This is a genomic window from Amycolatopsis orientalis DSM 43388 (genome assembly GCF_000411975.1).
Taxonomy (GTDB): domain Bacteria; phylum Actinomycetota; class Actinomycetes; order Mycobacteriales; family Pseudonocardiaceae; genus Amycolatopsis; species Amycolatopsis orientalis_D.
In genome coordinates, this window is sequence record NZ_ASXG01000192.1 from 82,358 (window position 1) to 92,802 (window position 10,445).

A 10,445-nucleotide genomic window follows, 5' to 3' on the forward strand; every position below is an offset into this window, starting at 1 on the left:
TCATGGGCACCGAACCGCAGCGGCCCCGGCTGATCGTCGGCATCACCGGGGCCAGCGGCCCGCACCTGGCTGTCCACTTGCTGACCGCGCTGCGCAAGCTCGGCACGGTGGAAACGCATCTGGTCCTGTCGCGAGCCGCGCACCGCACCATCGAACTGGAAACCGGAATGCCGCCCGCCGAGGTCGCCGAACTCGCCGACGTCCGCCACGCGCGCGGGGACATCGCCGCGTCGATCGCGTCCGGTTCCTTTCGCACCATGGGCATGGTCGTCGTGCCGTGTTCGATGAAGACGGTCGCCGGCATCGCGCACGGCTACAGCGACGACCTGCTCGTCCGTGCCGCCGACGTGACCCTGAAAGAACGCCGTCCGCTCGTGCTCGTCGCCCGGGAAACCCCGTTGAGCCTCGTGCACCTGCGCAATCTGGTGGCGGTGACCGAGGCGGGCGCGACCGTGCTGCCGCCGGTGCCCGCCTTCTACCACCGTCCCGAGTCCATTGAGGACATTCTCGCCCACCTGACCGGCAAGGTGCTCGACCAGTTCGGCATCGAGCACGACCTGTTCGCGCGCTGGCAGGGGCCGCCCGCCTCGCAAGGAGTTTCGCCGTGAACCACCGGCAAGATCCCCACGCGTTCATCGACCAGTACCGGCACGAGTTCTCCGGCGACGTGCTCGTCATCGACGATCCCGTCTCGGCCGACGAGGGCGTCACCGGGGTGATTTACGAACTCGCCGCGGCCGGACGGCGCGAGATGGTGCTGTTCCGGAAGGTGACCGGGCTCGACGTGCCGGTGGTCAGCAACATGTTCGCCTCGCGGGAACGCATCTCCCGCATGCTCGATACCGGACCGTCCGGTTTGCACAGTGCCTACCAGCAGCGCGCGCTCCGCGCGGTACCGCCGCGGGTGGTCGACACCGGGCCGGTGCTGGACGAGGTGACGACCGACGTCGACTTGGCGGCCATCCCGATGCTGCGGCACTTCGCCAGCGACCGCTCCCCATACGTCACCAGCGGCATCATCGTCGCTGAGGACCCGGACACCGGCGTGGGCAACCTCAGTTACCACCGGGCGATGCCGCATTCCCGCACCGAATTGGCGACGAGCCTGCATTCGCGCGGCGATCTGTGGCGGATGTTGCAGAAGTACGCCGAGCGCGGTGAACCGATGCCGATCGCGATGGTCCTCGGCGGGCATCCGCTGTTCATGCTGGCCGCGTCCGCGCGCGTCGGCTACGACGTGGACGAGCGCTCGGTCGCCGGCGGATTGTTCGGCGAGCCGCTGGAAGTCGTGCGTACTCCGCGGCATGGCGTCGGCGTCCCGGCGTGGTCGGATTTCGTGCTGGAAGGCACGATCGATGCCGCCGAGCACGCCGACGAAGGCCCATTCGGCGAATTCTCCGGCTATTCCTCGAATCGCTCGACCAACAACGTCTTCCGAGTGCAGACCGTGCTGCGCCGTTCCGACGCCATGCTCATCGACGTCATCGGCGGCAACACCGACGAACATCTGAATCTCGCCCGCGTGCCGCGGGAATCGGAAATGGCGGAGAAGCTCAAAGCCCGCTTCCCGGACGTCACCGCGGTGCACTATCCGACGTCCGGTACGCACTTCCACTGTTACGTCGCACTCCGCCAGCGACGGCCCGGCCAGGCTCGGCAGGTCATGCTCGGCCTGCTCGGCTGGGACCCGTACGTGAAGACCGTGATCGCGGTGGACGAGGACGTCGACGTCACCCGCGACAGCGAGGTGCTATGGGCGCTGGCCACGCATTTCCAGCCGCACCAGGACTTGTTCACTGTGGACGGTCTGCCCGGCTCGCCGCTCGACCCGTCCTCGGGTTCCGACGGCACGACGTCGCGGATGGGCTTGGACGCCACCCGCGGCCCGCGGTTCGACGGTGCGCGCATCGTCGTTTCGGACGAAGCACGCCAGCACGCCCGCCGGATTCTCGGCGGGAAAGGTTAAGGAGGGAATCATCATGGCCAAAATCCCGGTGACCGTACTGACCGGCTTTCTCGGCTCCGGCAAGACCACGCTCGTCAACCACATCCTCACCGCGAACCACGGGCACCGGATCGCGGTGATCGAGAACGAGTTCGGCGAGATCCCGATCGACAACGCGCTCGTGCTCGGCGGCGACGAGAAGATCATCGAAATGAGCAACGGATGCTGCCTGTGCTGCACCGCGCGCACCGACCTGATCGAAATCCTGCAGTCGCTGCTGCGCCGCCGCGAACGGTTCGACCGGATCCTCATCGAGACCAGCGGCATGGCCGACCCGAATCCGGTCGCGCAGACGTTTTTCGTGGACGACGAGGTGTCGTCGGCCTTCGCGCTGGACGCGATCGTCACGCTGGTCGACGCGCGGCACGTCGGCAGCCATCTCGAGGAGGGCGAGCACGACGGCGTCGGCGGCCAGGTGAGCAACCAGATCGCGTTCGCCGACCGGATCGTGCTCAACAAGATCGACCTGGTCGCCGAGCCGGAAATCGAGGAACTGCGCAAGCTGCTTCGCTCGGTCAACGCGACCGCGGACATCCTTACCTCCAGCTACGGCAGCGTCGACCTGGACAACATCCTCGGCATCAACGCCTTCGACCTGAACCGCACCGTCGCCGCCGACCCGGACTGGCTCGAAGACGACGCGCACCACCACGACCCGACGCTGGAATCGGTGTCGATCGAACTCGACTGTCCCCTGGACCGCGCCGCGTTCGAGCAGTGGCTCACCTCCTTGCTGGCCGAACGCGGCGACGATTTGTACCGGTTCAAGGGAATCCTCGCCTTCGACCGCAAAACGGTGCTGCAGGGCGTGCACCGGATCTACGAACTGACCGAGGCCGGCGACTGGGGCGAGCAACCGCCGGTCAGCAAGCTCGTGCTGATCGGCCGGAATCTCGACCGTGCGGAGCTGACCGAAACGGTGTCGCGGTGCAGCTTGGCCGCGGCCGGACGGTGACTCAGGCGAGCACGGCGGTCACGTCCAACTCGACGAGCTGCCCCGAAAAGCCCAGACTGGTCACGCCGACCAACGTGCTCGCGGTGGTGAACGCAGCGGCGAGCGAGGAGTTCGTGAACCGCTGCCACACCGCGGAAAGGGTCGGCTGCTCGGAGGTGGCCACGTAGATCACCGTGCGCACGACGTCCTCGGGAGTCGCGCCCGCGTGCGCGAGCGCGACCTCGGTATTGGCGACGACCTGGTCCACCTGCGCGAGGACGTCGCCGGGAGCAACCGCGCCGTCGGGAGTCAACGGGCACTGTCCGGCGAGGTGGACGGTGCGGCACGCGTCGGTGGTGGTCACGTGGTGGTAGCCGGGAGTCGGATGCAGGGAGGGCGGGTTCTGCCGTTCAATGGTCACGAGGCGGATCGTCGCGCACGCCGGCGACGGTCCGCCACGGGATTTGCGGACGGGAGGGCGGATGCGCAGGACAGTCGACTGGGCCGACGGGGCGATCGTGATCGTGGACCAGGTCGCGCTTCCGGGCGAGTACCGCACGCTCACGCTGCGCACGGTGCCCGAATTGATCGATGCGATCCAACGGCTCGCCGTCCGCGGCGCCCCGGCACTGGGAGCGGCGGGTGCCCTCGGAGTCGCGCTGGCCGCCTGCCGGGGCGGCGACGTGCGAGCGGAAGCAGACCGGATCGCGCACGCCCGGCCGACCGCGGTCAACCTCGCCTGGGGTGTCCAGCGTGCGTTGGCCCAGCTCCCGCACGGCGCCGACGCGGTGCTGGCCGAGGCGAAGGCGATGCTCGACGAGGACGAGCACCGCAACCGCACGGCGTCGGCGCACGCGGCGGAAGTCGTGCTGGAGGCCTGCCCACGCCGGCCGTTGCGCTTGCTGAGCCACTGCAACACCGGGCATCTGGCGACTGTCGCGTGGGGTACGGCGCTCGGGGTCGTCTGGCACCTGCACGCCCGGGGTTTGGTGGAATCGGTGCTGGTGGACGAAACGCGGCCGTTGCTGCAGGGATCCCGGCTCACCGCTTGGGAACTCGAGCAAGCCGGGGTGCCGTACCGGGTGCAACCGGACGGCGCGGCGGCCGCGGCGATGGCGCGCGGCTTGGTGGACTGCGTGCTAGTCGGCGCGGACCGGATCGCGGCGAACGGCGACGTGGCCAACAAAATCGGGACCTACGGGCTGGCCATCGCCGCCGCACACCACGGAGTGCCGTTCGTCGTGGTCGCGCCGACGTCCACTGTGGACAAGTCCATCGCCACCGGCGCGGACATCGCCATCGAGGAACGCGCCGCCGCCGAGCTGACGGAGTTCGGCGGAACCCAGGTCGCGCCAAGCGGAGCAGCAGCCTTCAACCCAGCCTTCGACTTCACCCCGCACGCGCTGATCACCGCAGTGGTCACCGAAGACGGCGTATACGCCACCTAACCGGGCGCACCCAACTCCTAACCCGGTCGGTGCACCTAACTCACCAAGGCACCCAGCCCCAGCCCCTTCCCCGCACCAAACCACTCGAGCCGCGCACCCGCCCCCAGAACCGCCACCGCTGCACCCAGCCATCGAGGCACCCAGCCCCCGCCCTGCACCCCGATACGAAGCCTCCCTGCACACTCGGGCTTCGGGGTGCCCCACGCGACCCCCCGGCCAGGGCCGCTAAGGCCGAGGCCCCACCACCTCAACCCCATCCCGCACGGTGATCGCCATCGCCGGACAGGAATCCGCCGCGTCCAGCACGGTTTCGTCCGGTTCCACGGTGTCAGTGACCGCCCGCGCGGCAGCGCCGTCCAGCTCGAACGTCTCCGGCAGCAACGCCGCGCACATCCCGCTGCCCATGCACGTCCCCGCGTCGACCTCGACCTTCCAGGCCATCGTCACCACCCCACCGGCATCGACCGCGGCCCGCGGACCAGCATCTGCGTCTTCCACTCAATGTCCCCGGCCAACCGCAGCCCGGGCAACTCGCGGGTCAGCGCCCGCAACGCCTCCTGCAGCTCCAGCCGCGCGAGCGGAGCGCCCAGGCAGTGGTGCACGCCGTGCCCGAAACCGAGGTGACGGTTGTGGTCGCGGTCCAGGACGAGCTGGTCGGCCGCACCGAACTGCAGCCGGTCCCGGTTGGCCGCGCCGATCGCCACCAGCACCGGTTCTCCCTTGCGCACCAGGACATCGCCGACCTCGACGTCCTCGGTCGCGTACCGGGCGAACCCGGCTCCGGCGCCGAGCGGGACGAAGCGAAGCAACTCCTCGACCGCGGTCGGGATGAGCGACGGGTCCGCACACAGCCGCTCCCAGTGCTCGTGCTGGTCGAGCAGCGCATACACGAAGTTGGGGATCTGGCTGGCGGTGGTTTCGTGGCCGGCGACCAAAATCCCGACGCACAGGTCCACCAGCTCCAATTCGGTGAGCCGGTCCCGCACGTCGCGAGCCTCGATGAGCGCGGTCATCAAATCGTCCCGCGGCTGCGCCCGGTGCTCCGCGATCAAGCCGGCCATGTACGCCCGCAATTCCTCGCGGCTGCGCTCCGATTCCTCCGGCGTGAGCCGGGTGGTCGACAACGCCGCGTCGCTCCACTCTCGGAACTGCGGCCGGTCGCCCACCGGGACGCCGAGCAGTTCGCAGATCACCGCGACCGGGATCGGCAGCGCGTACAGATCGACCAGGTCGGCCGGCTGCCCGTGCTCCCGCATCTGGTCGATCAGCTCGTTCGCCAGCCGCGCGACCCGCGGGCGCAGTCCCTCGACCCGCCGCGCGGTGAACGCCTTCGCGACGAGGGTGCGCAGCCGGGTGTGGTCCGGCGGGTCCATCGAGAGAATGCCGCCCGGACGCCGGTACGCCGACATCCGCGGTTCGTCGCTTTCCTGCGCCAGCGCGCGGGAAAACCGCAGGTCCCCGAGCACGAGACGGGCGTCGGCGTAGCGGGTGGCGAGCCAGGCGGCCTCGCCGTGCGGCATCTGGACGCGGATCATCCCGGCGTTCTCGCGAGCGGCGGCGTAGGCCTCGTTGAGCGCGAGGCCCGCCTCCTCGTTGAACGGGTAGGCGAGCGGTTCGGTGTGCGTGGTGGTCATGCCAACGACTCCCCGGATCCCTTTGTAAGCAGGTGCTTACATGCCTACACCCGGGTCCGTCCGCGCGTCAATCCGCCAGGAGCTTCCGAAAAGCACGTGACAGCCGCCCTAGGCTCGATCCGGTGACGTGGACGAACGAGGCCGCGATCCAGCAGTGGAACGTCGGCAGCACCCGGGAATCGATGGAAGCGACCGCCGAGAGCGGGGACTTCGCCAAACAGCATCTGGTCAACCCGGTCCTCCTGCGGCTTCTCGGCGACGTGCACGGCCGCCGCGTGCTGGACGCGGGCTGCGGCAACGGATATTTCAGCCGGATGCTCGCCGCTCGCGGGGCCGAGGTGACCGGGGTCGAACCGGCCGAAAGCCTGATTTCGTTCGCCCGGGAGAAATCCGGCGACGGTATTTCCTACCTGCGGGCCGATCTCACCCGCCTGCCCGAACTGGAACCGTTCGACGCGGTCGTGTGCAGCATGGTGCTGATGGCGATTCCCGATTGGAAGCCCGCGATGCGCGCCTGCGTCGAAGCCGTGCGCCCAGGCGGGTTGTTCGTGTTCGCCATCGTGCATCCGGCGTTCGAGGAGCTGTTCGGCACTTGGCAGCGGTACGGCGAGTACCGCCGGAAGGAGTACCTGGCGGAATACGAGATCGTCGGCCGCGACGCGTCCGACTTCCACCGGCCGATTTCCGCTTACCTCAACGAAATGGCCGCGCTCGGGTGCCGGCTGCGCGAGATGGTCGAGCCGGGCCTGGATCCGGAGGTGGCGGACGGGATCGAAAGTTACGTGCGCATGCCGAACTTCTTGCTGGTTTCGGCTGAGGTCGGCTGACCTGATCAGCCCTGCGCCACGGCGCCTTCCTCTAACTCCGCCTGGGCCGCAGCAACGCGACCCCCATCGACAACGCACTCGTCGAGGCCACGTGAATCGCCAGCGCCTTTCGATTCGGCGCCCACACCCCGGTCGTCGGGCCGCCGGACCACATCGCCGCCACGAAACCGCCTGCGGCACAAGCCATTGCACGCCACAGCGCGGGCGAGCGGTCCCGTCCGGCCGCCAGACCGGTGCCTACCGCGCCGAAAGCGCCCGCGGTGACCAGGGCTTCGCGGGCCATGTGGTACTGCACGTGACCTTCGCCGTGCCGCACCTCCGGGGCGCGGTAGCTCGGATCGGTGATGTGCGTGACGGTCTGCCACACCGACGGCGCCGCGGCCGCCAAGCCCGCGACGACGGCCGCCGCACCCAGCGTTTCGCGTTTCATTGCTCGTCCTTTCGCTTGAGGTGGTGCGAGACCCGCCGCAGCGCGTCGTTCACCAGGTCGATCGTTTCCGGGTCGAGAGCTTTCGCGAGTTCGCGTTCGATCTCCGTCTTCAGCGCGAACGACGCGAGCGCCTGCCGTTTGCCCTCCTCGGTGAGGGTGACGAGCACCGAACGCCGGTCGCCCGGGTCCTGGTCGCGGCGGACCCAGCCGCGGGCCTCCAGCCGGGTGATCCGGTGCGTGACCGACCCCGAAGTCAGCTCGACCGCGGCCATCACCTGCCCGGGCGTCAGCCGATGCTCGGGCGCGCGCTTGAGCGCGGCGAGCATTTCCAGCTCCCACAGCTCGATCCCGTGCGCCGACAGTTCGCGGCGCATGGCCAGTTCCAGCTGGTGCGCGACCCGCCGCAGCCGATAGGACAGCGACTTCGCGCCCAGCACGCTCTCGTCGCCGCCCCCGCGCCGGACGGCGTCCACCAGGTCGTCGACCGCGTCCCGGGGCGGAGTGGTCACCGGCACAGCCCTTTCTCTCGACATCAAGACAGTGAGAGAATACCTTGACGTCAAGACAGTTCGCGAGGCGCGTCAAGGGGGAAAGATGGACATCGAGGTCGCGGTGATCGGCGCCGGACCGGTCGGGATGGCGGCGGCCGCGTTCCTGCACCAGGCCGGAGTCGCGGTCCGGCTCTTCGAGGCGAACCCGGACCGCGCCGGGCAATCGCGGGCGACGACGATCCACCCGCGCACCCTCGAACTCCTCGACTCGCTCCCGGGCGAACGGGGTTCGCTGGCCGCGCGCCTGGTCGCGGCCGGCAACCGCGTGCCTGCCGCGCATTTCGCGGCCCTGCCGAACCGGTTGGACTACACCGGGCTCGACACGTCGTTCCCGTTCGTGCTCGTGCTGCCGCAGCCGGAAACCGAGCGGCTGCTCGCCGCGCATCTGGCCGAGCAAGGCGTCGGGATCGAGACCGGGTGGAAACTCGCCGACCTGGCACAGGACGAGCAAGGCGTCACCATCGTGTCGGAAACCGGCGACACCCGACGGGCCGGTTACGTCGTCGGCGCGGACGGCGCGCACAGCGCGACCCGGCACGCGCTCGGCCTCGCCTTCCCGGGCACTCCGGCGTCCACCGTGGGGTTCCTCGCCGACGTCCGGCTGGAACGGCCGCCGGCGCATCCGCACCACTGGGACTCCGAACGCGGTTCGTACAGCGCGATTCCGTTGCCCGGCGGCATTTTCCGCATCTTCGGCCACGAACCCGGCGACACCGGTCTCACGCCGGAGGAAGCCGCGCGCCGCCAGGCCCAGATCCCCGACGAGGCCGAAATCCGCGCCACGCTCAAACGGCTCGCCGACGACGATCTCGGCCTCGCCGAGGTGCTGTGGTCCTCCCGGACCGGCGACACCACCCGGCACGTCGAGCGCTACCGCGCCGGCCGGGTCTTCCTCGCCGGAGACGCCGCGCACGTCCACCTTCCGGCGGGCGGGCAGGGGCTCAACGTCGGGGTGCAGGACGCGGCGAACCTCGCGTGGAAACTCGCCGCGGAGGTGCGGGGCCGCGCGCCGCGGCGGATCATCGACGGCCCGCGGTCCTACGACGCCGAACGCCGCCCCATCGCGGCCCGGCTCGCGGCGAACACCCTCGCCCAATCCGCGCTCATGGTCACCTTCACTCCGGGCGGAAAAGCGTTGCGGGACTTGATGTCCCACCTCATCGGCCGCAACGGCGACACCGCGGACGAACTGCGTGGCTGGCTCTCCGGACTGGACGTTTCCTACGCCGAGGACGGCGGTCTCGCCGGCCGTCGCGTGCCCAACCTCCCGCTCGCCGACGGCCGCACCCTCCACCGCGCCCTGCGGCACGACCGGTTCACGCTTGTCGCCTTCGGCACCACCGCTGTCCCCAGCCGGGCGGACGTCGTGCGGTCAACCCGGGACTGGCACGGCTTGGCCGCCGTCCTCGTCCGCCCGGACGGTTATGCCGCGGAAGTCTGGAGCGCGGGCGAAAAGATCCCGGAGCACTGGGAGCACTGGGAGCACTGAATGGGCGCCGACACCGCACGAGGCCGTTTCGGCATTCTCGCGATCCTCTGCTCCAGCATCCTCGTGGTCGCGATGGACAACACCATCGTCAACGTCGCGCTCCCGGTCATCCGCACCGATCTCGACGCGTCGATCAACGGTCTGCAGTGGACGATCGACTCGTACACCCTCGTGCTCGCCTGCTTCCTGATGCTCGCCGGGGCCACCGGGGATCGCTTGGGGCGCAAGCGAACCTTCCTGGCCGGGTTGGTCCTTTTCGGACTCGGCTCGCTGCTGTGCAGCGTGGCCCCGTCGATCGGCTGGCTGGTCGCCGCGCGGATCGGGCAGGCCCTCGGCGGCGCGATGCTGAACCCGGTCGCGATGTCGATCATCACGAACGTCTTCGCCGACCCGGGCGAACGCGCGCGGGCGATCGGGGTGTGGGGATCGATCGTCGGGATCTCACTGGGCGTCGGCCCGGTGCTGGGCGGCGTGCTCACCGAAAGCATCGGCTGGCGGGCGATTTTCTGGGTCAACGTCCCGGTGGTCGTCGCCGCGCTCGCGCTGACCGCGCGCTACGTGCCGGAGTCGCGCGCCCCGCATCCGCGCCGACCGGATCCGGTGGGGCAGGCGCTGGTGGTGGTACTGCTCGGCTCGGTGGTGACCGCCGCGATCGAAGGCCAGCGGCTCGGCTGGGGCTCGCCGGTGATCGTCAGCCTCGCCGCGCTCGGCTCGGCCTCGCTGTGCGCGCTGATCCGCTGGGAACTGCGTCGCCGGGAACCGCTGGTCGAGCTGCGGTTCTTCCGGAGCGCGCCGTTCTCGTCGGCCACCATCAGCGCGGTCTGCGGGCTCGCCGCGTTCGGCACCTTCCTGTTCCTGTCGCCGCTCTACCTGCAGGACGTGCGCGGACTGTCGGCACTGCAGTCCGGGCTGATGCTGCTGCCGACCGCCGCGGCCGTGACGATCGCCGCGCCGCTGTCCGGCCGCCTGGTCGCCACTCGCGGCGCGCGGATTCCGCTGCTGTCCGCCGGGATCTCAATGACCGGCGTCGCCCTCTTGCTGACCACGGCGTCCGCCACCACGCCGCTGTGGCTGCTCGCGGTCGCGTACGGCGGGTTCGGCCTGGGCTTCGGCCTCCTGAACCCGCC

12 protein-coding genes are annotated in these 10,445 nt (G+C 69.8%); 7 read left to right on the forward strand and 5 right to left on the reverse strand.

All coding sequences use genetic code 11. The features are described 5' to 3' along the window. Positions 1–2 precede the first annotated feature (2 nt). The 3 genes from L942_RS39210 to L942_RS39220 are packed head-to-tail and all read left to right on the forward strand — an operon-like array spanning position 3 to position 2,960. Positions 3–608, forward strand: a complete 606-nt coding sequence (locus L942_RS39210; RefSeq protein ID WP_037370257.1) for a UbiX family flavin prenyltransferase — start codon at positions 3–5, stop codon at positions 606–608. Continuing rightward, the gene (locus L942_RS39215) at positions 605–1,966 is read left to right on the forward strand and encodes a UbiD family decarboxylase (RefSeq protein WP_037370258.1); all 1,362 of its coding nucleotides are present in this window, start codon (positions 605–607) and stop codon (positions 1,964–1,966) included. The genes L942_RS39210 and L942_RS39215 overlap by 4 nt, the downstream gene beginning before the upstream one ends. Before the next feature lie 13 nt (positions 1,967–1,979). After that, entirely contained in the window at positions 1,980–2,960 is a 981-nt protein-coding gene (locus L942_RS39220) for a CobW family GTP-binding protein (protein ID WP_037370261.1), read from the forward strand. 1 nt (position 2,961) lies between these two features. Here L942_RS39220 and L942_RS39225 read toward each other — a convergent pair whose 3' ends face one another. Continuing rightward, entirely contained in the window at positions 2,962–3,360 is a 399-nt protein-coding gene (locus L942_RS39225; RefSeq protein ID WP_037370263.1) for a RidA family protein, read from the reverse strand. 61 nt (positions 3,361–3,421) lie between these two features. On the opposite strand from L942_RS39225, the gene mtnA reads away from it, so the two are divergent. Next, positions 3,422–4,387, forward strand: a complete 966-nt coding sequence (gene mtnA / locus L942_RS39230; protein ID WP_037370266.1) for an S-methyl-5-thioribose-1-phosphate isomerase — start codon at positions 3,422–3,424, stop codon at positions 4,385–4,387. A gap of 225 nt (positions 4,388–4,612) precedes the next feature. On the opposite strand, the gene L942_RS39235 is transcribed toward mtnA, so the two are convergent. After that, positions 4,613–4,828, reverse strand: coding sequence for a ferredoxin (locus L942_RS39235; RefSeq protein WP_200863065.1), 216 nt, complete (start codon positions 4,826–4,828; stop codon positions 4,613–4,615). A 2-nt stretch (positions 4,829–4,830) separates the two neighbouring features. Next, positions 4,831–6,021 carry a cytochrome P450 gene (locus tag L942_RS39240; RefSeq protein WP_037370270.1) on the reverse strand — a complete coding sequence of 397 codons (1,191 nt, stop codon included), beginning with the start codon at positions 6,019–6,021 and terminating at the stop codon, positions 4,831–4,833. A 122-nt stretch (positions 6,022–6,143) separates the two neighbouring features. Here L942_RS39240 and L942_RS39245 point away from each other — a divergent pair, with 122 nt between their 5' ends. Beyond that, positions 6,144–6,848 (forward strand): class I SAM-dependent methyltransferase, encoded by a 705-nt coding sequence (locus tag L942_RS39245; RefSeq protein WP_037370273.1) that lies wholly within the window; start codon positions 6,144–6,146, stop codon positions 6,846–6,848. 31 nt (positions 6,849–6,879) lie between these two features. On the opposite strand, the gene L942_RS39250 is transcribed toward L942_RS39245, so the two are convergent. Next, the gene (locus L942_RS39250; RefSeq protein ID WP_037370275.1) at positions 6,880–7,278 is read right to left on the reverse strand and encodes a hypothetical protein; all 399 of its coding nucleotides are present in this window, start codon (positions 7,276–7,278) and stop codon (positions 6,880–6,882) included. Further along, positions 7,275–7,787 (reverse strand): MarR family winged helix-turn-helix transcriptional regulator, encoded by a 513-nt coding sequence (locus L942_RS39255; protein WP_037370294.1) that lies wholly within the window; start codon positions 7,785–7,787, stop codon positions 7,275–7,277. Before L942_RS39255 ends, L942_RS39250 begins: the two co-directional genes overlap by 4 nt. 85 nt (positions 7,788–7,872) lie before the next feature. Between L942_RS39255 and L942_RS39260 the strand changes: the two genes are divergently transcribed. Both L942_RS39260 and L942_RS39265 read left to right on the forward strand, forming a co-directional pair. Next, a complete protein-coding gene (locus L942_RS39260; RefSeq protein WP_063695843.1) occupies positions 7,873–9,318 on the forward strand; it encodes an FAD-dependent monooxygenase in 1,446 nt (481 codons plus the stop codon). Further along, on the forward strand, positions 9,319–10,445 hold a 1,127-nt coding region (locus L942_RS39265; protein ID WP_037370278.1), incomplete at its 3' end, for a DHA2 family efflux MFS transporter permease subunit.

What these genes read in the sequence shown, in the direction of transcription:
- L942_RS39220 (WP_037370261.1), top strand. Translation starts at nt 1,980, where the DNA reads ATGGCCAAAATCCCGGTGACCGTACTGACCGGCTTTCTCGGCTCCGGC.
- L942_RS39235 (WP_200863065.1), bottom strand. Translation starts at nt 4,828, where the DNA reads ATGGCCTGGAAGGTCGAGGTCGACGCGGGGACGTGCATGGGCAGCGGG.
- L942_RS39250 (WP_037370275.1), bottom strand. Translation starts at nt 7,278, where the DNA reads ATGAAACGCGAAACGCTGGGTGCGGCGGCCGTCGTCGCGGGCTTGGCG.
- L942_RS39240 (WP_037370270.1), bottom strand. Translation starts at nt 6,021, where the DNA reads ATGACCACCACGCACACCGAACCGCTCGCCTACCCGTTCAACGAGGAG.
- L942_RS39210 (WP_037370257.1), top strand. Translation starts at nt 3, where the DNA reads ATGGGCACCGAACCGCAGCGGCCCCGGCTGATCGTCGGCATCACCGGG.
- L942_RS39260 (WP_063695843.1), top strand. Translation starts at nt 7,873, where the DNA reads ATGGACATCGAGGTCGCGGTGATCGGCGCCGGACCGGTCGGGATGGCG.
- mtnA (WP_037370266.1), top strand. Translation starts at nt 3,422, where the DNA reads ATGCGCAGGACAGTCGACTGGGCCGACGGGGCGATCGTGATCGTGGAC.